Genomic DNA, 26,482 nt, shown 5'->3' with positions numbered 1-26,482 from the left:
AAGCAAACCGGAGCCGCTGCGCCCGGATCGATCCCGCAGCGAAGGAACCCCGAGCCTAAGCGAGCGGGCCGAACGTTGGGGCACAGCCTTTTGGTTACTTTTTGGCGTTTGAAAAAGTGACCCGCTGTAAGAGCGGAACCGCCAGCCGCAACACCGCAGAAACGGATATTCACCCAAAACCCCAAGAACCTGGTCGGCCCAAAGGCCGCCAAGAAAACCCAGACAAAAAAAAGCCCGATCTCGCTAAAGCGTTCAATCGGGCTACAGCACTCAGGAGCAAAAGTGCAAAGGGAGGTTCGATGCGCGTGGAACCTTGAAGGGGTTGCGCCAGGTCACTAGACCATCCAGCGATTATCTGGCGATTAACCGATCAAGCAACCTGAGACAATTTGGCGTTGGCCTGATTCAGCCCCTTCTCCTGGAAGTCACCGCCAAGGTTCATGCCCTCGGCATGGATAAAGGTCACGTCGTTGATGCCGATGAAACCCATCACCTGACGCAGATACGGTTCCTGATGATCCGCCGGACCACCGGCATACACACCACCGCGAGCGGTCAACACAAAGGCACGCTTGCCATTGAGCAAGCCTTGCGGCCCGGTCTCGGTGTACTTGAAGGTCACTCCGGCACGCAGCACATGGTCAAGCCAGGCCTTGAGCGTGCTCGGGATTGCAAAGTTGTACATCGGTGCAGCCATCACCAGCACGTCGGCGGCGAGCAGCTCATCAGTCAATTCGTTGGAACGATCCAGCGACGCTTGTTCGCTGTCGTTGCGCTGTTCGGCGGGTTTCATCCAGCCACCCAGCAAGTTGGCGTCCAGATGCGGCACCGGGTTCACGGCGAGGTCACGCACGGTGATCTGATCGGCAGGGTGCGCGGCTTTCCACTGAGCGATGAAGGTCTGGGTCAGTTGACGGGAAACCGAGTCTTGCTGGCGGGCACTGCTTTCGATGATCAGAACGCGGGACATGGTGTGTAGCCTCCATCCGAGAATGTTGTAAGTCGATGGAGTGAAGGTTAAACAGAGTCGAATCGATGAAAAAGCGCAAATATCCGCTGTAACCCATCGATAAATTCGTTTATAAGCTAAACCCACAAACCCCTGTGGGAGCGAGCCTGCTCGCGATAGCGGTGTATCAGATACACCCATGTCGACTGACACAGCGCTATCGCGAGCAGGCTCACTCCTACAAGTGGAAACCGTTATTTCGGGGTGCAGGTCAGTTTGATGCGCAGCTTGATGATCTCGCGGGTGAACTTGGCCGTGGCGTTTTTGTGCGTGCCGGCCGGCACATCGATGCTGCGCGTGCGTGGTGCTTCCGGGCCGTTGCTGAATACGGCCCGGCAGGTCGCGTCGACATCACCGTAATTGGCCACGCGGATCGAGCCGATGTCGTTATCGGTGTCGAAGGTCTCGTAGTCGATCTTCATGCCGTTGAGATCCTTCTGCACATCGATCGGATAGGCAAACGCGGTCAACGGCAGCAGCGCCAGCACCACACAACAGAATTTTTTCATTCGGCAGTCTCCATGAGGGACGGCCAGCTTAGGACAAGAGGAGCTATTGATGAAAGCGCCCCGCGTGACCCTTGATCAATGGCGAACGTTGCAGGCCGTGGTCGACCACGGCGGATTCGCCCAGGCCGCCGAGGCCCTGCACCGTTCGCAGTCATCGGTGAGCTACACCGTCGCCCGCATGCAGGATCAGCTCGGCGTGCCGTTGCTGCGCATCGACGGCCGTAAAGCCGTGCTCACCGAGGCCGGCGGGGTGTTGCTGCGCCGTTCGCGGCAACTGGTGAAACAGGCCAGCCAGCTGGAAGACCTCGCCCATCACATGGAGCAAGGCTGGGAAGCCGAAGTGCGGCTGGTGGTCGATGCCGCCTACCCGAGCGCGCGGATCGTCCGCGCCCTGACTGCGTTCATGCCGCAGAGTCGCGGCTGCCGCGTGCGTCTGCGCGAAGAAGTATTGTCGGGCGTTGAGGAAGTGCTGCTCGAAGGCGTCGCGGATCTGGCCATCACCGGCCTGAGCATTCCGGGTTACCTCGGCGCTGAGCTGAGCGATGTCGAATTCGTCGCCGTCGCCCATCCTGATCACCCGCTGCATCGGCTCAATCGCGAGCTGAGCTTTCAGGATCTGGAAACCCAGATGCAAGTGGTGATCCGCGACTCCGGTCGCCAGCAGCCGCGCGATGTCGGCTGGCTCGGCGCCGAACAGCGCTGGACCGTCGGCAGCCTCGCCACCGCCGCGACCTTCGTCAGCAGCGGCCTGGGTTTTGCCTGGCTACCGCGACACATGATTGACCGGGAATTGAAGGATGGCTCGCTCAAGCTGCTACCGTTGGACCGGGGCGGCAGCCGCAACTCCAGTTTCTATCTGTATTCGAACAAGGACAAACCCCTGGGCCCGGCCACGCAAATCCTCATCGAGTTGTTGCGCACCTTCGACACCTTGCCGCTGGATGCCCCGTTCGCCGCCCCCGAGCAAGCCTGAGACGGAGTTCACCGATGGCGTATTTCGAGCACGAAGGTTGCAACCTGCACTACGAGGAATATGGCCACGGTACGGCGTTGCTGCTGGTTCACGGGCTCGGCTCGAGCACGCTGGATTGGGAAATGCAGATCCCGGCGCTGGCCGCGCGGTACCGGGTGATCGTCCCGGACATTCGCGGCCACGGGCGCTCGGACAAACCCCGCGAGCGCTACAGCATCGCCGCATTCAGCGCCGACCTGCTGGCCTTGATCGAACACCTGCGCCTCGGCCCGGTGCACTACGTCGGGCTATCGATGGGCGGGATGATCGGTTTTCAGCTGGCCGTCGATCAGCCGCAAGCGCTCAAGAGCCTGACCATCGTCAACAGCGCGCCACAGGTCAAATTGCGCACGCGCGATGATTATTGGCAGTGGTTCAAGCGCTGGAGCCTGATGCGCCTGCTCAGCCTGGAAACCATCGGCAAAGCTTTGGGCGGCAAACTTTTTCCCAAGCCGGAACAGGCTGATCTGCGGCGGAAAATGGCTGAACGCTGGGCAAAAAACGACAAACGTGCTTATCTCGCCAGCTTCGATGCAATTGTTGGCTGGGGCGTTCAGGAACGACTTTCCCGGGTGTCCTGTCCAACGCTCGTCATCAGCGCCGACCGTGATTACACCCCGGTGGCGTTAAAGGAAACCTATGTAAGACTGCTGCCGGATGCGCGGCTGGTGGTCATCGCGGACTCGCGCCATGCCACCCCGCTCGATCAACCCGAACGCTTCAATCAAACGCTGCTGGATTTTCTCGCCACAGCCGACCTTCACTCTCAGGATCACTGCCCCATGCTGAAAAAACTCGCCCTCGCCGCCGGCTCTGTACTGTTTGCCGCCAACCTGATGGCTGCCACCCCGGCCAAGGCGCCCCACGTGCTGCTGGACACCACCAACGGCCAGATCGAAATCGAACTGGACCCGGTCAAAGCGCCGATCAGCACCAAGAACTTCCTCGAATACGTCGACAGCGGCTTCTACAACAACACCATTTTCCACCGCGTGATCCCGGGTTTCATGGCTCAGGGCGGCGGTTTCACCCAGCAGATGCAACAGAAAGAAACCAAGGCGCCGATCAAGAACGAAGCCAGCAATGGCCTGCACAACGTTCGTGGCACCCTGTCGATGGCACGCACTTCCAACCCTGATTCGGCGACCAGTCAGTTCTTCATCAACGTTGCCGACAACGCCTTCCTCGATCCGGGCCGTGACGCCGGTTACGCGGTGTTCGCCAAAGTGGTCAAGGGCATGGATGTCGTCGACATCATCGTCAACTCGCCGACCATCACCAAACAAGGCATGCAAAACGTGCCTTCCGACCCTGTGATCATCAAGTCGGCCAAGCGCATCGACTGAGTTTCGCCGGGCATACCGAGCGGCGCCGGGCTGAGCCTGCGCCGCTCGCACTGATAAAAGGAGAGCCCGTATCCCGGGCGGTTATCTGATGCTCTATCGCCGTTTCGAACAACTGATCGATATCTTCCGCGACGCCCCGACGGCGTCCCCGCCGGACCGCGTCTGGCCCTTCTATACCTATTACCTGAAGCAGGTCTGGCCGAGTTTCGCCGCCCTGCTCGTGGTTGGCCTGTTCGCCGCGTTGATCGAAGTAGCGCTGTTCAGTTACCTGAGCCGCATCATCGACCTTGCACAAGGCACGCCCAACCCGAATTTCTTCAGCGACCATGCCCTCGAATTGACCTGGATGCTGGTGGTCGCCCTGGTGCTGCGACCGATTTTCTTCGGTCTGCACGACTTGCTGGTGCACCAGACCCTGAGCCCCGGCATGACCAGCATGATCCGCTGGCAGAACCACAGCTACGTGCTCAAGCAGAGCCTGAATTTCTTCCAGAACGATTTCGCCGGGCGCATCGCCCAACGCATCATGCAGACCGGCAACTCGCTGCGAGATTCTGCCGTGCAAGCGGTGGACGCGCTGTGGCACGTGGTGATCTACGCGATCAGTTCGCTGGTGCTGTTCGCCGAAGCTGACTGGCGTCTGATGATCCCGCTGCTGACCTGGATCGTCGCCTACATCGGCGCGCTGTACTACTTCGTGCCGCGGGTGAAAGAGCGTTCGGTGGAAGCCTCGGATGCGCGCTCGAAACTGATGGGGCGCATCGTCGACGGCTACACCAACATCGCCACGCTGAAGCTGTTCGCTCACACCAACTTCGAACAGCACTATGCCAAGGAAGCCATCGAAGAACAGACCGTCAAAGCACAGATGGCCGGTCGCGTGGTTACCAGCATGGACGTGGCGATTACCACCATGAACGGCCTGCTGATCGTCGGCACCACGGCGCTGGCGTTGTGGCTGTGGACGCAGTCGCTGATTACCGTCGGCGCGATTGCCTTGGCCACCGGTCTGGTGATCCGCATCGTCAACATGTCCGGCTGGATCATGTGGGTGGTCACCGGCATTTTCGAAAACATCGGCATGGTTCAGGACGGTCTGCGCACCATCTCGCAACCGGTCGGCGTCACCGACCGCGAGCAGGCCAAACCGCTGGCCGTGGCCTCGGGCGAAGTGCGTTTCGAACACGTGGATTTTCACTACGGCAAGAAGAAAGGCATCATCGGCGACCTCAACCTGACGATCAAACCGGGCGAGAAAATCGGCTTGATCGGCCCGTCCGGCGCCGGCAAATCGACCCTGGTCAACCTGTTGCTGCGGCTGTACGACGTAGAGGGTGGGCGGATCATGATCGACGGGCAGAACATCGCCGAAGTCGGCCAGGAAAGCCTGCGTGCGCGGATCGGCATGATCACTCAGGACACCTCGCTGCTGCACCGCTCGATCCGCGACAATCTGCTTTACGGCAAACCCGACGCCACCGACGCCGAACTGTGGGAGGCGGTGCACAAGGCCCGCGCCGATGAGTTCATCCCGCTGCTGTCCGATGCAGAAGGCCGCACCGGTTTCGATGCGCACGTCGGTGAGCGCGGGGTGAAACTGTCCGGCGGTCAGCGCCAGCGCATCGCGATTGCAAGGGTGCTGCTCAAGGACGCGCCGATCCTGATCATGGACGAAGCCACCTCGGCGCTGGACTCTGAGGTGGAAGCGGCGATTCAGGAAAGCCTCGAGACCTTGATGCAGGGCAAAACCGTGATCGCTATTGCGCATCGTCTCTCGACCATTGCGCGGATGGATCGCCTGGTGGTGCTGGAGAACGGCAAGATCGCCGAGAGCGGCACCCACGCCGAATTGCTTGCGCATCGCGGCCTGTATGCGCGGTTGTGGGCGCACCAGACCGGAGGCTTTGTCGGCATCGACTGATGCACCACATTCCCCTGTAGGAGCGAGCCTGCTCGCGAATGCGGTGTATCAGCGACAGATCCGTCAACTGAGCCGACGCTTTCGCGAGCAGGCTCGCTCCCACAGAGGTCAGGCCTGGCGATAGGGCAACGCCGTTCTCGCTTCTTCGGCATAGGCCAGAACGCCGGCGCGTTCTTGCAGGAGGAAATCCTTCACCGCCGCTTTCAGCCCCGGATGGCGCAGGTAGTGCCAGGAATGGGTGATCACCGGTTCGAAGCCGCGAATCAACTTGTGCTCGCCCTGCGCCCCGGCATCGAAACGCTCGATGCCATGGGCAATCGCGTAATCCATGCCCTGATAAAAACACGTCTCGAAATGCAGCCGATCGAACTCGGCCAGGCAACCCCAGTAACGCCCGTAGAAACTGTCGCCACCGACCAGGCTGAAAGCCATTGCTACCGGCCGTGATCCCTGTTTGGCCAAAACCACGCGAATCGCCTCGGGCATGCGCTCGGCCAGCAGGCTGAAAAACTCGCGGGTCAAATACGGCGCCTGACGCCGCACCGCGTAGGTGTTGGCATAGCAGGCGTAGACAAAATCCCACCGCGCCTCGTCCAGTTCCCGCCCTTGCAGCCACTCGAAGTCAAAGCCCTGCCCCGCCACCTGCTCGCGTTCCTTGCGCATCTGCTTGCGCTTGCGTGAGCTGAGGGCGTCGAGGAAATCCTGAAAGTCGCGGTAACCGCGATTCTGCCAGTGATACTGACAGCCAATGCGTTGCAGCCAGCCCGGTTGTTCGGCCATCGCCGCGTCGGTGAAGGGGTCGGTGAAATTGATGTGCGCGCTGGAAAGCCCTTCGATCTCCAGATAGCCGGGCAGGCTCTTGAGCAGTTCAAAACCGTCTTCGACACTAGCCGCCAGCAGGCGCGGGCCGCTCACCGGACTGAATGGCACAGCCGTTAAAAGCTTGGGGTAGTAATCGATGCCGGCACGCGCACAGGCGTCGGCCCAGCCGTGATCGAACACGTACTCGCCGTAGGAATGCCACTTGCGATAACTGGGCAGCGCGGCGATCAGTCGACCCTCTTCGATATGCAGCAAATGCTCGGGCTGCCAGCCTGAATGAGGGCCGACGCTGCCGCTGTCTTCCAGCGCACTGAGGAAGGCGTGGCGCAGAAAAGGCTGGTTGTCCGGGACCAGCTCATCCCAAATGGCCGGGGCGATTTCTGACAGGTCTTGCAGGCGTTGCAACGGCATTCACTGGCACTCCACAGCTTGGCGACAAAGCCCGGCGAGTATCGCTGATCGCGACCCGGTTGCACACGCTCAATCGGCCGACAGCGCTCTAACTCGATAGTTCACGCCGGATATGCATCGTCATCAACCTGCCATCACTGTGCCACCGCTCTGTCATAAACCATCGCGATACTGGCGCCTGTTTTTAGAGCGCCGGGTTCTAACCCGGACACAGTTTTCCGGCCTTCGGGTCGGTTGTGCCCAGGATGGTTCAGCCATCCCCTTCATCTTCGGAGATTGCTATGCGTCTTGCTTCCACGAAAACTGCAGCGGCCCTGTGCGGCGGCTTGTTGCTGGCCATGAGCGTTCCGGCCAGTGCTGCAGTCGACGCCAAACTGCTCGACATGCTCAAGGCCAACGGGTCGATTTCCCAGGCGCAGTACATCGAGCTGCAAACAGAACTGGCCAAGGATCAGAAGGCTCAGCAAATCGCCCAACAGGCGCAGCAGGAAACCAACGAACAAGTGGCAGCGGTCGCGAAGAAGACCAACGAACAGAGCCTGTTCGACCAGAAACTGGCCTGGGCGGCCAAGACCCAGTTCAAGGGTGACGTGCGCATCCGTCAGGAAACCATCAAGATCGACGGCGAGCCGAACAATGGCGGCCGCGACAAGGATCGCCAGCGCATCCGTGCGCGTCTGGGCGCCTACACCGAGATCAACCCGCAGGTCGACACCGGCATCCGTATCGCCACCGGCGGCGGCGACGACGCCCGTTCGACCAACCAGGACCAGGACAACTACTTCGACAAGAAGCAGATCTGGCTCGACCTCGGCTACATCGACTACCACCCCGATCAGATCAAGAACCTGCACGTGATCGGCGGCAAGATGCTGCAACCGTGGGTGAGCATGGGCGACGTGATCTGGGACAGCGACATCAACCCGGAAGGTCTGGCCGTTACCTATAAGTACCCACTGGGCGGCAGCGCCGAACTGTTCGGCAGCCTGGGTAACTACAACCTCAAGGACAACGTTGACGGCGACGGCGTGCAATTCCGTCACGATCTGCGCCTGACCGCTGGCCAGTTGGGCAGCCGCTTCAACATCACCGATAACCTGAAGATGACTTTGGGCGGCAGCGTCTACGCCTACCAGAACGACGAAGACAGCCGCTGCACCGGCACCTCGACGCCGTGCGCGCTGGCAGTCAACGGCAACTCGGCGAACAACGAATTCCGTCTGTATGAAGGGTTCAGCCAGATCGACATTGGCGGCCTGCCAATGCCGTTGTCGTTCTACGGCCAGTACGTGAAGAACAACGATGCCGTGACCGATCAGGACACTGCGTGGTTGCTCGGTGCCAAGTCGAAGGTCTTCGGCTTCAACCTCGACTACAACTACCGTGACGTGCAGCGCAACGCCGTGGTCGGCGCCTTCACCGACTCCGACTTTGCCAACGGCACCACCGGTTCCCGCGGGCACAAGTTCAAGGTCGGTTACGACATCGACAAGAACTTCGCCGTCGGCGCCACGTACTTCCTGACCAAGGCCGACTTCGCCAGCCGCGGCCAGCGCGATGCAGATGCCAACACCCTGCAACTGGATGCTGAAGCGAAGTTCTAAGAAAACAGCTACAAGCTTCGAGCGACAAGCTGCAAGCCAAGAGTTGCGAGTGAATGCCTTTACTTGCAGCTTGAGGCTTGAGGCTTGAAGCTGCCCCTGTAGGAGCTGCCGAAGGCTGCGATCTTTTGATCTTGATCTTGAAAACAAGATCAAAAGATCGCAGCCTCGTTTCACTCGACAGCTCCTACAGGGGGTTATCTTTTCGTCGTTGATCGGCGAGGCGTTCGGCCAACGCATCGACATGCTCGTCCGGTTGTTCCGGCAACGCCTTCAGCGTCGCCTGCATCAAGCGCATCTGCCGCATGAAACGCCGGCAGTTGGGGCAGAACAACAGGTGATGACGCACCATCAGCGTCTCGCGAAAGCTCAGTTGGCCGTCGAGATAATCGCTGGATCGTGCTACTTGCTCCTTGCAGGTCAACATTCTCCTGTCTCCTCAAAATGTTCCACGGTCGCAAAAACCTTCAGGCGTGCCCGGTGCAGCAGCACGCGGACATTGGAGAGCGAGATCTCCAGAAGATTACAGATTTCTTCCAGCTCCAGGCCCTGGCGTTCGCGCAACAGCAGGACACTGCGCTGCAACTCGGAAAGACTCAGCAACGTATGTTCGAGGCATTCGCGCAGTTCGTTTTCGGTGAGCAGCGCTTCGGGGGTGTCCTGATGCCAGGCGAACGGCGCCACCAGCCAGTGACCGTCGCTTGATGAAAACCGATCGTCGCCGATAGTGCCGTGCGGCGATGGCAGGTCATCGAGCAGGACTTCCCGGCGATTGAGCTTGTAGCGACTTTTGGCCGAGTTGGCGGTGATGGTCAGCAACCAGGTCTTCAGGCTGGAACGGCCCTCGAAGCTGCCCAGATGGCGCACCACCGACAGCCACGCATCCTGCACGACTTCCTCGACATGACGCTGGCCGACAATCGCGTAAGCCACCGCGCGCATGGCGCTCTGATAGGTAGTAACCAGTTCCTTGAAAGCCTTTTGCTCCCCCGCCAGCAAGCGCGCGAGCAGTTGGGTGTCATCAGCCGCCATCCATCAATCCCCTTGTCCGGACTTCGAAAATGAACGCGGCAGGTATTCACCTGCCGCGACGTCCGAAAAATTACAGCGTTTCACTCGCTTCGAATGTAGGAAAAATCGACGCGATTAAGGGGAAATTAACCTGTTTCAGCGTTTGCGCAGCAACACACTACCAATCGAGTAACCGGCACCGAACGAACTCAATACCGCCAGCGAACCCGAGGCCAGGTCATCCTGGTATTTGTGGAAGGCAATGACCGAACCGGCCGAGCTGGTGTTGGCATAGCTGTCGAGAATCACCGGCGCTTCTTCTTCGCTGGCTTCGCGGCCGAGCAGCTTGCGCACGATCAAGTGGTTCATGCTCAAGTTGGCCTGGTGCAGCCAGAAGCGTTTCACGTCGCCGACGTTGAGCTGGTTCTCTTCCAGGTGCTCGCCGATCAGCTCGGCAACCATCGGGCAGACATCCTTGAACACCTTGCGGCCTTCCTGCACGAACAGCTTGTCGCGGGCGCCCACACCCTCCTCGGCAGCGCGATTGAGGAAGCCGAAGTTGTTGCGGATGTTGTTGGAGAACTTGGTCAGCAATTTGGTGCTGACCACGTCGAACTGGTACGGCGAGGTCGCCAGATCCGCGCGTTCGATGATCACCGCAGTCGCGGCATCGCCGAAGATGAAATGACTGTCGCGGTCACGGAAGTTCAGGTGCCCGGTGCAGACTTCCGGGTTGACCATCAGGATCGCCCGCGCCTGGCCCAGTTGCACGCTGTTGGCGGCGGCCTGGATGCCGAAGGTGGCCGAAGAACAAGCGACGTTCATGTCGAAACCGAAACCCTCGATGCCCAGTGCTTCCTGGACTTCGATGGCGATGGCCGGATAAGCGCGTTGCAGGTTCGAGCAAGCGACGATGACGCCGTCGATGTCGGCTGCGGTTTTGCCGGCTCGTTGCAGCGCTTGTTCAGCCGCGCCGACGGCCATTTGGCAGAGCACCGACCATTCGTCGTTGGAACGCTCTGGCAGGCGCGGGGCCATGCGTTGCGGATCGAGGATGCCGTCCTTGTCCATGACAAAGCGGCTCTTGATGCCCGAGGCTTTCTCGATGAATGCGGCGCTGGATTCGGTCAGGGCCTGGACTTCACCGCTGGCGATGGCCTCGGCGTGATCGGCGTTGAACTGGGCGACGTAGGTATTGAAAGACTGCACCAGCTCTTCGTTGGAGATGCTGTTGGCCGGTGTGTACAGGCCGGTGCCGCTGATGACGACGTTATGCATGGTCGTTTCTCTAATCTGTTCAGGCAGAAAGTGCTGGAACCGTCGTACCAACACGCAAAGGGTCTATTCCCATCCGGGGGACGCAAACCTGGCATCGTTTTATTCCGCAACGCGACACGGCCGAAGGCTCTGGGTCGCGAAACGGCGGGTTATGGGGGCGAAGTTTGCCATAAACCTTGGCTTTTGGCGCCATTCCCGACATTCCGCCATTCCCGATGTGGGAGCGAGCCTGCTCGCGAAGACGGTGTGTCAGTCACACAAAGGGTGTCAGACATGACGCTTTCGCGAGCAGGCTCGCTCCCACAGGGGATGACACAAACTCTGAAGGTCAGGGTTCGACCTGACTCCACTGTTTGCTCAGGCGTTTGTCGGAGATCGGCACTTTCGTGCCCAACTGCTGGGCAAACAGCGAGACGCGGTACTCCTCCAGCCACCAGCGGTACAACTCCAGTTGCGGGTCGCGCTTGCCTTCCTGCGCATGCTTGGCCGCGCGGCTCTGGTATTGCGCCCACAGGCCCGCGAGTTCGCCACTCCAGACCCGATCCTTCTGCACCTGCGCGCCGAGTTTCTCGAAACGTTGCTCGACCGCTTTCAGGTAACGCGGCAACTCCTTGAGCCATTGCATCGGCGTTTCACGGACGAAGCCCGGATAGACCAGATTGCCGATCTGCTGCTTGATGTCATTCAACGCTACGGCCTGGGCCAGATCGATCTTGCCCTTGAAGCGTTTTTGCAGACCGTGCCAGATCTTCAGGATTTCCAGGGTCAGCCGCGCCACGCGCTCGGCGTGCTCGGTCCAGTTGCCGCGTTTGCGCTCGGCCAATGCCGCCAACCCGGCACCATCCCGGGGCAGCGGGTCTTCGCCTTCGAGAATGCAACTGTCGAGGCTGGCCAGCAGAATGTCTTCCACCAGCGCATCGACGCGGCCCAGCTCACGATAAAGCAAGCCCAGTTCAGTCTGCCCCGGCAACCTGCCGCGCAGGAACTTGGCCGGCTCGGCCAGTTGCTGCATCAACAAGCGCTGCAAGGCGCGACGATGCTGGAACTCGGCTTCGGCCGGGGTCGAGAACCGCCCTTCCTTGACCGTGCCGCCCTCTTCCACCAACGCTGGGTAAACCGTCATCGACAGCCCGGCGATCTTCTGCTGGGTCTTTTCCGCCACCGGCGCGAAAACCTTCGCCTCGACCGGTTGCTGGCTTTTCGCACTCTGCGGCACCGCCAGCGCGGCCTGACTGGCCTCGGCAAAGCGTGCGGTCAGCTCAGCCAGATCGCGACCTTCGCCAAGAAACTTGCCTTGGCCGTCGACGATTTCGAGGTTCATGCGCAGATGGCTTTCAACCTGCTGCGCCGCTTCCGCCCACGCTTCATCGCTGACCCGCGCGCCGGTCATGCGCAGCAGCTCGCGACCGAGCGCTTGCGGCAGCGAACCTTCGGCGAACGTCATGCGCTGCAGCGCGGCTTTGATGAAGTCCGGCACCGGCACGAAATTCTTGCGCAGGGCTTTCGGCAGGTTACGCACCAAGGCAATGCACTTGGCCTCGATCAGGCCCGGCACCAGCCATTCCAGACGCTCCGGTGGCAGCATCGGCAGCAGCGGCGCCGGCACGCGCAAGGTCACGCCATCGCGCGGGTGATTCGGTTCGAAATGGTAAGTGAGCGCCAGCTCCAGATCGCCGATGTGCAGGGTGTCCGGGTAATCACGGGCGGTGACTTCACTGGCCTCGCGGGCCAGCACGTCTTCTTCGCGCATGATCAAAAGTTGCGGGTCTTTCTGGCTGTTGACCTTGTACCAACTGTCGAACGTCGCGGTCTGGTGGATTTCCGCCGGCAGACGCGCATCGTAGAAGGCGTAGAGGGTTTCCTCGTCGGCGAGAATATCGCGACGGCGCGCCTTGGCCTCGAGTTCGTCGAGCTGCTCGAGCAGTTTCTGATTGGCGCTCAGGCATTTGGCCCGCGACTGAATCTCGCCGCGCACCAACCCTTCGCGGATAAACAGCTCACGGGAGACCACCGGATCGACCGGGCCGTAATGCACCGGGCGGCGACCGACGACGATCAGGCCGAACAGGGTGATCTGCTCGTAGGCCACAACCTGGCCGCGCTTCTTTTCCCAATGCGGTTCGAAGTGGTTCTTCTTGATCAGGTGCCCGGCCAGCGGTTCGATCCAGTCGGCATCGATCTTGGCGACCATGCGCGCGTAAAGCTTGGTGGTTTCCACCAGTTCGGCGGTCATCAGCCACTGCGGGCGCTTCTTGCCGATGCCCGACGACGGATGAATCCAGAAGCGCCGTTGCCGCGCGCCAAGGTAATCGCCGTCTTCGGTTTTCTGGCCGATCTGGCTGAGCAAGCCGACCAGCACCGCTTTGTGCAGCTTCGGATAATCCGCCGGCTCTTTGTTCAGGCTCAGCTGCATGTCGCGGCAGATCAGGCTCAACTGCCGATGGGAATCTCGCCACTCGCGCAAGCGCAGGTAGTTGAGGAAATTCTTCCGGCACCAGTTACGCAGCGGGTTGGCGGTCAGCGCCTGGCGCTGCTCTTCAAAACCCCGCCACAGATTGACCAGTCCGGCGAAGTCCGAATCCGGATCCTTCCATTGCGCATGGGCCTGATCCGCCGCTTGCTGACGCTCAGGCGGACGCTCGCGCGGGTCCTGAATCGACATCGCACTGGCGACAATCAGCACTTCCTGCAGGCTGCCGAGTTTGGCCGCTTCGAGCAGCATGCGGCCCATGCGCGGGTCGACCGGCAAGCGCGCCAACTGTCGACCGAGCGGCGTCAGCTGGCTGTTGCGATCGACTGCGGAAAGCTCTTGCAGCAGGTTGAAACCGTCGCTGATGGCCTTGCCGTCCGGCGGTTCGATGAACGGGAACGCGGTGATTTCGCCGAGACGCAGATGGAGCATCTGCAAAATAACGGCGGCGAGGTTGGTGCGCAGAATTTCCGGGTCGGTAAATTCCGGGCGACCGAGGAAATCCTCTTCGCTGTACAACCGCACGCAGATGCCCGGCTCGACCCGCCCGCAACGACCTTTGCGTTGATTGGCGCTGGCCTGGGAAATCGCTTCGATCGGCAAGCGCTGGACCTTGGCCCGATAGCTGTAGCGACTGATGCGCGCGGTGCCGCTGTCGATCACATAGCGAATACCCGGAACGGTCAGCGAAGTCTCGGCAACGTTGGTCGCCAGCACCACACGGCGGCCCGGGTGCGACTGGAAAATCCGCTGCTGTTCAGCCGGCGACAGGCGCGCGTACAGCGGCAGGATTTCGGTGTGCTTGAGCTGGGCCTTGCGCAGCATGTCCGCGGCATCACGAATCTCGCGCTCACCGGGCAGGAACACCAGCACATCACCCGGACTGCGGCGTTCGCTGCGCTCGTAGGCGGCGATTTCGTCGAGGGTGGCGAGGATCGCCTGATCGACGGTAAGGTCGTCCTCGACCCGGTTGCCCTCCTCGTCCTGCTCCAGCGTCAGCGGGCGATACCAGGTGTCCACCGGGAACGTGCGACCGGACACTTCAACAATCGGCGCATCATCGAAATGCTTGGAGAAACGCTCAAGATCGATGGTCGCCGAGGTGATGATGACTTTCAGATCCGGGCGACGCGGCAGCAGGGTTTTCAGGTAACCGAGGAGGAAATCAATGTTGAGGCTGCGTTCGTGCGCTTCGTCGACGATGATCGTGTCGTAGCGTTCGAGATAACGATCGTTCTGGGTTTCCGCCAGCAGAATGCCGTCGGTCATCAGCTTGATCAGGGTGTTGGCATCGCTCTGATCTTCGAAGCGCACCTGATAGCCGACCAGTGCACCGAGGGGCGTGCCGAGTTCTTCGGCGACGCGGCTGGCGACGCTGCGCGCGGCGATCCGACGCGGCTGGGTATGGCCGATCAGACCGTGCTGGCCGCGACCGATTTCCAGACAGATTTTCGGCAACTGAGTGGTTTTGCCCGAGCCGGTTTCGCCAGCGATGATCAGCACCTGATGTTGCTCCAGGGCCTTTTTGATCTCGTCGCGTTTGGCCGCGATCGGCAAACTGTCGTCGTAGCGAATCACCGGCAGGCTGGCATGGCGCGCCAGCACCTGATCACAGGACGCCTGCATCCGCGCCACCCACTGGGCCAGCTTGGCCTCGTCGGGTTTCTTGCGCAGCTCAAGCAACTGCCGCCGCAGCCGGTGACGGTCGGCGAGCATGGCGTGATCGAGGTTTTTCAGCAGTTTGTCGATGGAGGGCGATTCGTCGGTCATCGGGTAGGCAATTCGGTCGTCTATTTATGCAGGGGGCGGATTGTCGCAGATTTGCCTGCAGTTGACCTGCTTCCCCTGTAGGAGCTGCCGAAGGCTGCGATCTCTTGATTTTGCTTTTGAAGATCAAGATCAAAAGATCGCAGCCTTCGGCAGCTCCTACAATGGGTTGTTATTCGTTATCGAGGCCTTTGCGCCGATATGGGAAGACGTCAATCACCTTCCCCGCCCGAATCGCCTCCTGCAGGCTCTTCCAGTAATCGGCGTCATACAACTCGCCGTGCAACTGATCGAACAATTTGCGTTGCCCGGCATCGGCGAACAGAAACGGCGGAAACTCCTCGGGAAACACGTCCAGCGGGCCGATCGAGTACCAGGGTTCGGAGGCCATTTCGTCCTCCGGCGTGCGTGGTGCCGGGATGTGGCGGAAATTGGCTTCAGTCAGAAAGCAGATTTCGTCGTAGTCGTAAAACACCACTCGCCCGTGGCGGGTGACGCCGAAGTTTTTCAGCAGCATGTCCCCGGGGAAAATATTCGCCGCGGCCAATTGCTTGATCGCCAGGCCGTAATCCTCCAGCGCTTCACGTACCTGGGCGTCGTTGGCATTTTCCAGATAGAGATTGAGCGGGGTCATCCGGCGTTCGGTCCAGCAGTGGCGGATCAGCACGGTTTCGCCCTCGACCGACACCGTCGACGGCGCGACTTCTAGCAATTCCTCCAGACACGCCGGATCGAACTTGCTCAGAGGAAAACGGAAGTCGGCAAACTCCTGGGTATCGGCCATACGCCCGACCCGATCGACGCTTTTCACCAGCCGATACTTTTCGATCACTGTGGCGCGGTCGACGTTTTTCGATGGTGAGAAACGGTCCTTGATGATTTTGAACACGGTGTTGAAACCCGGCAGGGTGAACACGCTCATGACCATGCCGCGCACGCCCGGGGCCATGATGAATTGGTCGTCAGTGTTGGCCAGGTGATTGATCAGCGCGCGGTAGAACTCGGATTTGCCGTGCTTGTAGAAGCCGATCGAGGTGTACAACTCGGCGATGTGCTTGCCCGGCAGGATGCGCCGCAGAAAACCGATGAACTCCGCCGGCACCGGCACATCGACCATGAAATAGGAGCGGGTGAAAGAGAAGATGATCGACACATCGGCTTCGTCGGTAATCAACGCGTCGATCTGAATGCCGCGACCTTCGCGGTGCAGCAGCGGAATCACCAGCGGCCATTGCTCATCGCGGGTGTAGATGCGCCCGACCAGATAGGCGCCCTTGTTGCGGTAAAGCACCGAGGAAAACAGCTCGACGCTCAGCTCCGGGTCCTTGCACACCCAGTCCGGCAGGTTTTCGCGCAACTGCGCTTCGAGCCGCAGCAAGTCGCCGGGCAGATCAGCGTAATCCTCGCTGAAGCGGTAATCGGCAAAAATGCTCGCGAGCATGGCGGACAACTGGCCCTGCGGCTTGTACGTGCGGGTTTGCGCAGCGCGGGCTCGGCGCAGGCTCGGGCGCGTGGTATGGATGAACATGCAGCCGTCGCTGATCAGGTCGTGGCTGAACAACCCGCAGAAAATCGAGTTGTACCAGGTCTCGGAAAGCTCATCGTCGAAGCGCAGATCGATAACACTGATATAGGCGCTTTTCACCAGCGGCCAGCAGCTGACGTTCATCAGCGTTTCTTCGTCGAAATACTCGCGCAGGCGAGCAACGGTTTCGCCGACCTTTTCCTCATACAGACTGATCCGCGCCGCCGACGCGGCCTGCGCCTCCTGCCAGCGCGCCTGCTCGAAGCGCTCCCGCGCGCCATCGGTGATGCGACGGAAATGCTCGCGGTAATCGTCAAAGCCGACGAGGATCATCCGGGCGATCTCGGTGGCTGGCCATTGCTGCGACATAGAGGAAACCTCGGCGGGAATTCGATTCGTCTGAGCTTAGTCACGGATCGGCTCGCAGGAAAAGCGCAATTTCTGCCAAAACCGATACAGGGCTGACCGTTGACGCGCTTTCTCGGGCCGATGCATCGGCAGGCAAAATTAAAAGCCCGAATAGCGGTTGCCATGATCCGGACGCTCGGCAACACTCTCGTCCCGATCAAGGAAGGAGCCCGCCGTGAGCCCTGTCGATATTTTCCGTATGTTGTCGCTGGCCGCTATCTGGGGTGCGAGCTTTCTGTTCATGCGCATCATTGCGCCGGTGATCGGCACGATCCCGACCGGGTTCTTTCGCGTGTCGATTGCGGCCGCCGGGTTGCTGGTGATCCTTGGGCTGATGCGCATCAGCTGGGATTTCAAGGGCAAGCTGAAAACCGTGATGCTGCTGGGGGTGATCAACTCGGGGATCCCGGCGACGCTGTATTCGGTGGCGGCGCAAGTGCTACCGGCCGGCTATTCGGCGATTTTCAATGCCACCACGCCACTGATGGGCGTGTTGATTGGCGGCCTGTTCTTCAGCGAAAAACTCACGATGGCGAAGCTGGGCGGCGTATTCCTCGGCCTGTTCGGCGTCGGCGTGCTGACGCGGGCGGGTCCCGTGGCCTTCGACCTGCAACTGCTGATGGGCGCGGTTGCCTGCCTGCTGGCAACTACTTGCTATGGCTTTGCCGGATTTCTCGCGCGGCGCTGGCTGGATCAGGCCGGTGGGCTGGACAGCCGTTTGTCGGCACTGGGCAGCATGCTCGGGGCGACGTTGTTTTTGCTGCCGCTGTTCGCCTACAGCGTGATCACTGCACCGCCGGTCAGTTGGGGCGGTTGGCACGTCTGGCTGTCGCTACTTGGCTTGGGTCTGGGTTGCACGGCGTTTGCCTACATCATCTATTTCCGCCTGCTCAGCTCGATCGGCCCGGTGAAATCGATGACCGTCACCTTCATGATCCCGCCGTTCGGCGTGTTGTGGGGGGCGTTGTTGCTGGATGAGCCGTTGTCGATGGCGCACATTTATGGCGGGTTGCTGATTGCAGCGGCGTTGTGGCTGGTGTTGAAGCCGGCGGTGGTGAAGCCTGCTGAGATGATCAATCGGTAATCCGCTTTGTTGGCAAAATCGCTATCGCGAGCAGGCTCACTCCTACAGTTGGAATACGTTCCCCTGTAGGAGTGAGCCTGCTCGCGATGGCGCCCGAACAGCCACCGCTTATCTTTCTTTTATCCGGTTTTACGGAACACAAAAGCCAATCCAATAATGATCAGCAGCATCCCCAGCACACTCAACGCGGCCAGCCGATTACCGAAAATCAGATAATCCATCACCGCTGTCACCGCCGGCACCAGATAGAACAGGCTGGTGACGTTCACCAGATTGCCCCGCGCGATCAGCCGATACAGCAACAACGTCGCCAGCACCGAGACCACCAGGCCCATCCACAACACCGGTACGATGAAACCTGTGCTGTGCTCGAAGTGGAACGGCTGGAACGGCACGAAGATCGCACACAGCAACAGCCCCGCCAGATACTGCACTGGCAGCGTGCCGAGAGGATTGTCGGTGATGCGTTTTTGCATGATCGAGCCCAGCGTCATGCTCGCCAGCGCGAGCAAGCCCAACAACATGCCAGCCCAGGACATTCCGGCCAGACCGATGCCCTGATAAACCACCATGATCAACCCGGCCAGCCCCAGCGCCAGGCCGAACAGACGGCTCGCCGACCGCTGACGCTCCATGAGCACCACCGTGAGGATCGGCTGTACCCCCATCAGAGTCGCCATCACCCCCGGCGTGACTTTGCAGTCCAGCGCCAACAGATAAAAAATCTGATACGCCCCGAGCAACACCAACCCCGTGGTGATCGCAAACAGCATCGGTTTGCCGCCCTTGGGCAACTTCAACTCGAGCAGCGGCGCCAGCAGCAACAGCCCGCACAGGGCGATGGCGAAGCGAATCAACAGAAAGGCAAAGGGTGAAGCGTGGGCCAGGCCCCATTTGGAGAAAATCGCCCCGCTGCTCCACAGCAGAACGAACAGGCTCGTGGACGCCGCCGCGAGCGCGGATTGTTTCGAAAGGACAAACATGAATACCACCTGTAGTCAGGCAAGAAGCCAACTCAGCCGAAGCTGAAATCCAGTAGTTTTTTCTGGCGGGCGCAGGGGTCAGCAGAAACTGCCGATCAGCCCCGAACACCAACGCCCGGCGGCGATACAACTGCGCACACCGGCGTGCTACTGACAGGTGGAGGGTAATGACTGATCTGCACAGGCTGCTGATTCCCGCACGGCACGACGCCAGCGTTGACCGCTGAATCGACTACCGCATTGATGAGGGATGCAGGCATGGAGGCAGATCTTTATTGAGGAAATGAAAGCGTGAGCACGGCGCTCAAGCGGGCTGACTATAACCAGCCCGGGACACAGATTGCAATGACTTGGGCAAAGGGCCGGCAGCGACAGTTTGGGGCGGGATGATTAGGGTGATTGGCGGTGGCAATGGATTGCCAGGAGACATGGAATGCAAGAGATCATATGCCAAGGGAACGGACGTATTTGCGGTATCAGGTTTATCGGTCAGAGGCCAGGAAGCGCGCCGCACTTACATTTGCGAAGCTACACAGCGAACTTGAGACGCGCGCAATTGTTGACGTTGATTATTCCAGGGTTCGCTTCGAGGCGATTGATGCGTCCGCCATGAAAGCTTATGAGCAATGGCTCGATCCGCATTTCTGCTGGGAGGAAATTGTCCGATGGAAAGCCAAAGAACCAATGAGCTTCGATTTGGCAATCTGGTTTGATCGTGAACTGTGCGGACTTTGTTTCGCCAATCCGAACCAAAGCCGGCTGAGAGTCAGGATTGTGCGTCTTGAGGGGCAGCCAAACGAACACCCCCTCAAGAGCCGCATAGCGACCTTCGCCCTGACTGCGGTCACTCACTTCGCCCGTATCATCGGCAGCCAGCAAATCGAAATTCAGGAGCCTCTTTCGGGAGCTATACCTCTATACCGTCAACTGGGTTTCGAATTCGACTCTGAGGGCCGTCTTGTGAAGCGCATTGACCAAGTCTAGTATCTGAGCACCTGCTCATTTACTCATCAACGTCGGAGATCCCATGAAAGCTGTCGTTGAAAAGAAAGCATCAAACTCCAAATCCAGAAAGATGGAGAAAAAGCAGCCATCTGTTGAGTTATCTGAAACCGAGATGCATCGCATCAGGAATGCACTGGCCAATCCAGCCGTTGAAGAGCCAAGCGGCGTATTAGCCGGGTCGTCCTTTTCCTTCCGCTAACAAAAAACCGCTCGCAAAGAGCGGTTTTTTCATTGCCTGATCCAGCCTCAACCAAACAGCCAATACCCCAACAACGTCAGCACCAGCACCGCCAGCACCGGGCGCATGACGCGGTAGGCCTTGGGATGCCGGCGTTTCCACTGTTTGACCACGCCGCTGAAACGGTCGCTGAAGTTCTTGCTCCAGGCATAAGCCTGGTTGATGCCGCCGACGCGTTCATCGTCAAGGTTCTGCGGCGCAGTGGCGCGGCCGAGCCAGCCGCTGATGAAGCGATTGATGCGGGTCATCAGGCGATTGCTCAGTGGGCGTTCGATGTCGCAGAACAGAATGACGCGAGTCTGATCGGTTTCATTCTTGACCCAGTGCACGTAGGTCTCGTCGAACATCACGTCATCGCCGTCGCGCCAGGCGTAAACCTGACCGTCGACGAAGATCCGGCAATCGTCAGAGTTGGGTGTCGACAGACCCAGGTGATAACGCAGGGAGCCGGCAAACGGGTCACGATGCGGATTGAGGTGACTGCCGCCCGGCAGCAGCGCGAACATCGCGCCCTTGACGTTGGGAATGGCACTGACCAGTGCCACGGTTTTCGGGCACAGGGCTTCGGCCGATGGCAGCGGTTTGTCGTACCACTTCAGATAGAAGCGCTTCCAGCCCTTCTTGAAGAACGAGCCAAAACCGGCGTCGTTGTTCTTTTCGGCGGCGCGAATATAGCCCTCGTCAAACAGATGCATGGCTTCGTCGCGGATGGTTTCCCAGTTATCGCGCAGCACATCCAGTTCCGGAAACTTGCTGCGATCCAGATACGGTCTGGACGGCACTGCGGAGAACAGGTACATCAAAGCGTTGTACGGGGCGAACAGCGCCGAGTGGTTGACGAACTGGCGCAATACCGGCAAACGCGCCTTGCCGCGCAAATGCACATAGAGCGTGCTGCCCAGAAACAGCAACAGCACAAACGCCTTGGCGGCAAACGAAACGGTCATCAACGACTCCTTGAATAAAGACAACGCTGCGCAATGCCCTTTTCCCGGCATGGCAGCCGGCCATGATAAACACTACCGGCTCCGGGAAAAACCCGCCTGATACAAGATTCAGTGTTATGCATCGCGCAACAAAGCCTTTATTAACATGCAGCGCCTGAACCCCGGCTGACCTGAATCAACAGGATTACTGCTGGTTCTCCTGCTCGGTGAACAGGTCACTGAACAACATGCTCGACAGATAACGCTCACCCGAATCCGGCAGCACCACGACGATGGTTTTGCCCTGCATCTCCGGGGTTTCCGCCAGACGCACTGCCACCGCCATGGCGGCACCGCAGGAAATACCACACAGAATCCCCTCTTCCTGCATCAGGCGCAAAGCCATGGCCTTGGATTCTTCGTCAGTCACCTGCTCGACACGATCGACCATCGACAGATCCAGGTTCTTCGGCACAAAACCGGCGCCAATGCCCTGAATCTTGTGCGGGCTAGGCTTGATCTCGTCACCGGCCAGCGCCTGGGTGATGACCGGCGAAGATGCAGGCTCCACAGCCACCGACAGAATCGGTTTGCCGGCGGTGTTCTTGATATACCGCGAGACGCCGGTGATGGTTCCGCCGGTGCCGACGCCAGCCACCAGCACGTCGACGGCCCCATCGGTGTCATTCCAGATTTCCGGACCGGTGGTCTTTTCGTGAATCGCCGGGTTGGCCGGGTTATCGAATTGCGCCGGCATGAAATATTTGTCGGCATCACTGGCGACGATTTCCGCGGCTTTCTCGATGGCGCCCTTCATGCCCTTGGCCGGCTCGGTCAACACCAGTTCCGCCCCCAGGGCCTTCAGGACCTTGCGGCGCTCGATGCTCATCGACGCCGGCATGGTCAGCATCAGTTTGTAGCCACGCGCAGCAGCGACGAAGGCCAGGCCGATGCCGGTGTTACCGGAGGTGGGCTCGACAATGGTCATGCCCGGTTTGAGTTTGCCGCTGCTTTCGGCGTCCCAGATCATGTTGGCACCGATCCGGCACTTGACCGAGTAACCGGGGTTGCGCCCTTCGATCTTGGCCAGGATCGTGACCCCGCGCGGCGCGATGCGGTTGATCTGGACCAGCGGCGTATTGCCGATGGAGTGGGCGTTGTCAGCGTAGATACGGCTCATGGCTGGGTCCTTATGCAGCGTTGAATTCAGCCTTTCAAGGTAAGCCTGTTACCGATCACAGTCCAGTCGGGGCGAACGTCTGCGAACGCACGCAGTCAATCGCTTTGAATCGTCAAGGCACACTCTTGAAGGAACAATGGCATGAAACGTCGTTACAGCTGGCCGCTCTGGACCCTGGCGGGTGTCGTGGTGCTGCTGGTCGCTCTGCACTTCGCCCTACCCTATCTGGTACGCGACTACCTCAATGACAAGCTCGCGGACATGGGTGATTACCGTGGCCAGATCACCGATGTCGACCTCGCACTGTGGCGAGGTGCGTACAAAATCAACGGTCTGAAAATCGTCAAGGTCGACGGCAAGGTGCCGGTGCCGTTCGTCGATGCGCCGTTGATCGACCTCTCGGTGAGCTGGCATTCGCTATGGTACGACCATGCCGTGGTTGCGCAGGTGCAATTCCTCAATCCCGAAATCAACTTTGTCGACGGCGGCCCCAACAAGCAGAACTCGCAGACCGGTCAGGGCACCGACTGGCGCGAGCAACTGGGCAAGCTGCTGCCGATCACCCTCGATGAAGTGCAGATCAACGACGGCCGTATCACTTTCCGCAACTTCAATTCCAAGCCGCCGGTGAACATGAATGCCAGCAACGTCAACGCCAGCATCTACAACCTGACCAACGTGGTCGACAAGGAAGGCAAGCGCGACGCCCGCTTCGAAGGCAAGGCGCTGCTGCTGGGCCACGCGCCACTGGAAACCACCGCCACCTTCGATCCGTTGAGCAACTTCGAAGACTTCGAATTCCGCCTGCGTGCCCGCGACATCGAGCTCAAACGAATGAACGACTTCGCCTCGGCCTATGGCAAGTTCGACTTCAACGCCGGCCACGGCGATGTGGTCATCGAAGCCAAGGCAGAGAAAGCCCGACTCACCGGCTACATCAAACCCCTGCTACGCGACGTCGATGTATTCAACTGGCAGCAAGACGTCGAAAACAAGAACAAAGGCCTGTTCCGCTCGGTCTGGGAAGCGCTGGTCGGCGGCACCGAGACCGTTCTGAAAAACCAGAACAAAAACCAGTTCGCCACCCGGGTCCAACTCAGTGGCAATGTGCACCAGCAGAATGTCAACGCGTTCGAGGCGTTTTTGCAGATTTTGCGCAATGGATTTATTCAGGCATTCAATGCGCGGTATGAAAGGCCCGAGCCGGATGAGGGTTAAGTTTTGCGGTTGACGACATATCTACCAGTGTCTTCGGCCGCGATCGATGAGCGCTGTTGCAGCGAATCCCAGCCCAGACAGGCCAATGCCAAAGAACGTGGCACTGCCTCTCGCCCATTGCTGTAACGGCTGATGCTCCGAGCGCTCACACCCAGCGCCTCGGCCGCCTCACTGAGCGAAAGTCCCGTACGGGCGCGCCAGTCGATAAAAATGCGCGTGTTCTCGTCTTGGGCATTTTGCGCCAGCGCATCCATGTACAAGGTGTCTGCGCCAATCTGTATGTCGGGCTCTAGCCATTCGACGATCCAGCCATCGTCACTGACTACGGCAGTCGCGAACACTTCGGGATCAAGCAGTGGCCGCAGACCTGGATAAGCATGGATATCCATCCCCAAATCAACTGTCAGTTCCTGACCATTGATAAATGTCAGCGCCAACCTGAAATCCGACAGGACGTGCGCAGATCGCAGACGCGGCCGTTTCATGGGTAACATCGATTTTCTGCCTTTTTACTAACCAAGTAAGAAAGGCTATCGCCAATCGGCGATACCGGAATACTGGCCATCCGCCGAGACTGAGTCAACATGTGACGCCCCATTCAGAGACTGAATAAGCCGTCTGCGTTCACAGTCGACCGGCGTGCGCGTTATAGTCGGGGCATCCGATTATTCGCCCCCGCCCTGCCCGCAAGGTCGGCGTTACCTTTCGAGGATTTGCAGATGAAGTTCGAAGGCACCCAGGCCTACGTCGCCACCGATGACCTGAAGCTGGCGGTCAATGCCGCCATCACCCTGGAGCGGCCGCTGCTGGTCAAGGGCGAGCCGGGCACCGGCAAGACCATGCTCGCCGAGCAACTGGCCGAGTCGTTCGGTGCCAAGCTGATCACCTGGCACATCAAGTCCACCACCAAGGCCCATCAGGGTCTTTACGAGTACGACGCGGTGAGCCGTTTGCGCGACTCGCAGTTGGGCAATGAAAAAGTCCACGACGTGCGCAATTACCTGAAGAAAGGCAAGCTCTGGGAAGCGTTCGAGTCCGAGGAGCGGGTGATTCTGCTGATCGACGAAATCGACAAGGCTGACATCGAGTTCCCCAATGACTTGCTGCAAGAACTCGACAAGATGGAGTTCTACGTTTACGAGATCGACGAGACCATCAAGGCCAAGAAGCGCCCGATCATCATCATTACCTCCAACAACGAGAAAGAGCTTCCGGACGCCTTCCTGCGCCGCTGCTTCTTCCACTACATCGCTTTCCCCGACCGCACTACCCTGCAGAAAATCGTCGACGTGCATTACCCGGACATCAAGAAGGATCTGGTCAGCGAAGCGCTCGACGTGTTCTTTGACGTGCGCAAGGTACCGGGTCTGAAGAAGAAGCCATCGACGTCGGAACTGGTCGACTGGCTGAAACTGCTGATGGCCGACAACATCGGCGAAGCGGTGCTGCGCGAGCGCGATCCGACCAAAGCCATTCCGCCGCTGGCAGGCGCACTGGTGAAGAACGAACAGGACGTGCAACTGCTTGAGCGCCTGGCGTTCATGAGCCGTCGCGGCACCCACTAAGAGGCTGCTGCCATGCTGCTCAACCTGTTCAATGAGATGCGTGCAGCCAAGGTGCCGGTGTCGGTGCGTGAGCTGCTCGACCTGATCAACGCGCTGAAACAGCGCGTGACCTTCGCCGACATGGACGAGTTCTATTATTTGTCGCGGGCGATTCTGGTGAAGGACGAACGTCATTTCGACAAGTTCGACCGTGCGTTCGGCGCTTACTTCAATGGCCTCGAAAAACTCGACGACCACTTGCAGGCGCTGATTCCCGAAGACTGGCTGCGCAAGGAGTTCGAGCGCTCGCTGACTGATGAAGAACGCGCGCAGATCCAGTCCCTGGGCGGGCTGGACAAGCTCATCGAGGAGTTCAAGAAGCGTCTGGAAGAACAGAAGGAACGTCACGCCGGCGGCAACAAATGGATCGGCACCGGCGGCACCAGCCCGTTCGGCTCCGGCGGTTTCAACCCGGAGGGCATCCGGGTTGGCGATGCCGGCAAGCGTCAGGGCAAGGCAGTCAAGGTCTGGGATCAGCGCGAGTACAAGAACCTCGATGATTCAGTGGAACTGGGCACCCGCAATATCAAGGTCGCCTTGCGTCGTCTGCGCAAGTTCGCTCGACAGGGCGCGGCGGAAGAGCTGGACATCGATGGCACCATCGACCACACCGCCAAGGATGCCGGCCTGCTGAATATCCAGATGCGCCCGGAACGGCGCAACACGGTGAAGCTGTTGCTGTTGTTCGATATCGGCGGCTCAATGGATGCGCACGTGAAGATCTGCGAGGAATTGTTTTCGGCCTGCAAGACCGAGTTCAAGCATCTGGAGTACTTCTACTTCCACAACTTCATTTATGAATCAGTGTGGAAGAACAACATGCGCCGCACTTCCGAGCGCACCTCGACCCAGGATCTGCTGCACAAGTACGGTGCCGACTACAAAGTGATCTTCATCGGCGACGCCGCCATGGCGCCTTATGAAATCACCCAGGCTGGCGGCAGTGTCGAGCACTGGAACGAAGAGCCGGGCTACGTGTGGATGCAGCGCTTCATGGAGAAATACAAGAAACTCATCTGGATCAACCCGTATCCGAAGGACACGTGGGGCTATACCTCGTCGACCAACATTGTCCGCGACCTGATCGAGGATCAGATGTATCCGCTGACGTTGCGCGGGCTTGAGGAAGGGATGCGGTTTCTTTCCAAATAATC

Annotated in this window: 22 protein-coding genes and 1 pseudogene; 11 read left to right on the top strand and 12 right to left on the bottom strand. The window is 59.6% G+C overall.

Going from position 1 to position 26,482, the window contains the following annotated elements:
• Nucleotides 1-370: 370 nt before the first annotated feature.
• Nucleotides 371-970 (bottom strand): FMN-dependent NADH-azoreductase, encoded by a 600-nt coding sequence (locus QRN33_RS21630; protein ID WP_042607457.1) that lies wholly within the window; start codon nucleotides 968-970, stop codon nucleotides 371-373.
• A gap of 233 nt (nucleotides 971-1,203) precedes the next feature.
• Nucleotides 1,204-1,518: a hypothetical protein gene (locus QRN33_RS21625; RefSeq protein ID WP_042607456.1), complete on the bottom strand. Its 315-nt coding sequence runs from the start codon at nucleotides 1,516-1,518 to the stop codon at nucleotides 1,204-1,206.
• Between the two features lie 49 nt (nucleotides 1,519-1,567).
• Between QRN33_RS21625 and QRN33_RS21620 the strand changes: the two genes are divergently transcribed.
• From QRN33_RS21620 to QRN33_RS21605, 4 genes and pseudogenes are all read left to right on the top strand, one after another.
• Nucleotides 1,568-2,491 (top strand): PA3225 family LysR-type transcriptional regulator, encoded by a 924-nt coding sequence (locus QRN33_RS21620; RefSeq protein WP_016771199.1) that lies wholly within the window; start codon nucleotides 1,568-1,570, stop codon nucleotides 2,489-2,491.
• 14 nt (nucleotides 2,492-2,505) lie between these two features.
• Nucleotides 2,506-3,306: pseudogene (locus tag QRN33_RS21615) on the top strand (alpha/beta fold hydrolase); the annotation flags it as partial.
• Between the two features lie 6 nt (nucleotides 3,307-3,312).
• The gene (locus tag QRN33_RS21610) at nucleotides 3,313-3,876 is read left to right on the top strand and encodes a peptidylprolyl isomerase (protein ID WP_042607454.1); all 564 of its coding nucleotides are present in this window, start codon (nucleotides 3,313-3,315) and stop codon (nucleotides 3,874-3,876) included.
• Between the two features lie 88 nt (nucleotides 3,877-3,964).
• Complete coding sequence (locus QRN33_RS21605; protein WP_123417976.1) at nucleotides 3,965-5,797, top strand: ABC transporter ATP-binding protein; 1,833 nt, start codon at nucleotides 3,965-3,967, stop codon at nucleotides 5,795-5,797.
• 108 nt (nucleotides 5,798-5,905) lie between these two features.
• Here the strand turns inward: QRN33_RS21605 and QRN33_RS21600 are convergent, their stop codons facing one another.
• Nucleotides 5,906-7,030 carry a GNAT family N-acetyltransferase gene (locus tag QRN33_RS21600; RefSeq protein WP_285410014.1) on the bottom strand — a complete coding sequence of 375 codons (1,125 nt, stop codon included), beginning with the start codon at nucleotides 7,028-7,030 and terminating at the stop codon, nucleotides 5,906-5,908.
• Between the two features lie 281 nt (nucleotides 7,031-7,311).
• Here QRN33_RS21600 and QRN33_RS21595 point away from each other — a divergent pair, with 281 nt between their 5' ends.
• Nucleotides 7,312-8,634 (top strand): putative porin, encoded by a 1,323-nt coding sequence (locus QRN33_RS21595; RefSeq protein WP_039760990.1) that lies wholly within the window; start codon nucleotides 7,312-7,314, stop codon nucleotides 8,632-8,634.
• Nucleotides 8,635-8,818: 184 nt separating this feature from the next.
• Here QRN33_RS21595 and QRN33_RS21590 read toward each other — a convergent pair whose 3' ends face one another.
• From QRN33_RS21590 to aceK, 5 genes are all read right to left on the bottom strand, one after another.
• A complete protein-coding gene (locus QRN33_RS21590) occupies nucleotides 8,819-9,058 on the bottom strand; it encodes an anti-sigma factor family protein (RefSeq protein WP_123417979.1) in 240 nt (79 codons plus the stop codon).
• Nucleotides 9,052-9,663: an RNA polymerase sigma factor gene (locus tag QRN33_RS21585; RefSeq protein ID WP_042607450.1), complete on the bottom strand. Its 612-nt coding sequence runs from the start codon at nucleotides 9,661-9,663 to the stop codon at nucleotides 9,052-9,054. The genes QRN33_RS21590 and QRN33_RS21585 overlap by 7 nt, the downstream gene beginning before the upstream one ends.
• Before the next feature lie 135 nt (nucleotides 9,664-9,798).
• A complete protein-coding gene (locus QRN33_RS21580; protein ID WP_042607449.1) occupies nucleotides 9,799-10,920 on the bottom strand; it encodes a beta-ketoacyl-ACP synthase III in 1,122 nt (373 codons plus the stop codon).
• 328 nt (nucleotides 10,921-11,248) lie between these two features.
• Complete coding sequence (gene hrpA / locus QRN33_RS21575) at nucleotides 11,249-15,160, bottom strand: ATP-dependent RNA helicase HrpA (RefSeq protein ID WP_285410013.1); 3,912 nt, start codon at nucleotides 15,158-15,160, stop codon at nucleotides 11,249-11,251.
• Between the two features lie 169 nt (nucleotides 15,161-15,329).
• Nucleotides 15,330-17,051, bottom strand: coding sequence for a bifunctional isocitrate dehydrogenase kinase/phosphatase (gene aceK, locus QRN33_RS21570; protein ID WP_285410012.1), 1,722 nt, complete (start codon nucleotides 17,049-17,051; stop codon nucleotides 15,330-15,332).
• 214 nt (nucleotides 17,052-17,265) lie between these two features.
• Here aceK and QRN33_RS21565 point away from each other — a divergent pair, with 214 nt between their 5' ends.
• Nucleotides 17,266-18,174: a DMT family transporter gene (locus QRN33_RS21565; protein WP_285410011.1), complete on the top strand. Its 909-nt coding sequence runs from the start codon at nucleotides 17,266-17,268 to the stop codon at nucleotides 18,172-18,174.
• 119 nt (nucleotides 18,175-18,293) lie between these two features.
• Here QRN33_RS21565 and QRN33_RS21560 read toward each other — a convergent pair whose 3' ends face one another.
• Nucleotides 18,294-19,157 (bottom strand): DMT family transporter, encoded by an 864-nt coding sequence (locus QRN33_RS21560; protein WP_285410010.1) that lies wholly within the window; start codon nucleotides 19,155-19,157, stop codon nucleotides 18,294-18,296.
• A 447-nt stretch (nucleotides 19,158-19,604) separates the two neighbouring features.
• Between QRN33_RS21560 and QRN33_RS21555 the strand changes: the two genes are divergently transcribed.
• Entirely contained in the window at nucleotides 19,605-20,141 is a 537-nt protein-coding gene (locus QRN33_RS21555; protein ID WP_285410009.1) for a hypothetical protein, read from the top strand.
• A gap of 43 nt (nucleotides 20,142-20,184) precedes the next feature.
• Entirely contained in the window at nucleotides 20,185-20,361 is a 177-nt protein-coding gene (locus QRN33_RS21550) for a hypothetical protein (protein ID WP_161806070.1), read from the top strand.
• Nucleotides 20,362-20,408: 47 nt separating this feature from the next.
• On the opposite strand, the gene QRN33_RS21545 is transcribed toward QRN33_RS21550, so the two are convergent.
• Both QRN33_RS21545 and cysK read right to left on the bottom strand, forming a co-directional pair.
• Nucleotides 20,409-21,347, bottom strand: a complete 939-nt coding sequence (locus QRN33_RS21545; RefSeq protein WP_039760974.1) for an aspartyl/asparaginyl beta-hydroxylase domain-containing protein — start codon at nucleotides 21,345-21,347, stop codon at nucleotides 20,409-20,411.
• Between the two features lie 184 nt (nucleotides 21,348-21,531).
• Entirely contained in the window at nucleotides 21,532-22,506 is a 975-nt protein-coding gene (gene cysK, locus QRN33_RS21540; RefSeq protein ID WP_064362519.1) for a cysteine synthase A, read from the bottom strand.
• A 141-nt stretch (nucleotides 22,507-22,647) separates the two neighbouring features.
• Here cysK and QRN33_RS21535 point away from each other — a divergent pair, with 141 nt between their 5' ends.
• Nucleotides 22,648-23,724 (top strand): DUF748 domain-containing protein, encoded by a 1,077-nt coding sequence (locus QRN33_RS21535; RefSeq protein WP_285410004.1) that lies wholly within the window; start codon nucleotides 22,648-22,650, stop codon nucleotides 23,722-23,724.
• On the opposite strand, the gene QRN33_RS21530 is transcribed toward QRN33_RS21535, so the two are convergent.
• Nucleotides 23,721-24,218 (bottom strand): helix-turn-helix domain-containing protein, encoded by a 498-nt coding sequence (locus tag QRN33_RS21530; RefSeq protein ID WP_285410002.1) that lies wholly within the window; start codon nucleotides 24,216-24,218, stop codon nucleotides 23,721-23,723. The genes QRN33_RS21535 and QRN33_RS21530 overlap by 4 nt on opposite strands.
• A 225-nt stretch (nucleotides 24,219-24,443) precedes the next feature.
• Here QRN33_RS21530 and QRN33_RS21525 point away from each other — a divergent pair, with 225 nt between their 5' ends.
• Nucleotides 24,444-25,289, top strand: a complete 846-nt coding sequence (locus QRN33_RS21525; protein WP_285410000.1) for an AAA family ATPase — start codon at nucleotides 24,444-24,446, stop codon at nucleotides 25,287-25,289.
• A 12-nt stretch (nucleotides 25,290-25,301) separates the two neighbouring features.
• Nucleotides 25,302-26,480 (top strand): vWA domain-containing protein, encoded by a 1,179-nt coding sequence (locus tag QRN33_RS21520; protein WP_007956512.1) that lies wholly within the window; start codon nucleotides 25,302-25,304, stop codon nucleotides 26,478-26,480.
• Nucleotides 26,481-26,482 lie beyond the last annotated feature (2 nt).

The sequence above is a fragment of the Pseudomonas sp. FR229a genome (assembly GCF_030209115.1).
Classification (GTDB): Bacteria; Pseudomonadota; Gammaproteobacteria; order Pseudomonadales; family Pseudomonadaceae; genus Aquipseudomonas; species Aquipseudomonas moraviensis_A.
Note: the sequence above shows the minus strand (reverse complement) of the source record. Positions and strands in the feature narration are given on the sequence as shown.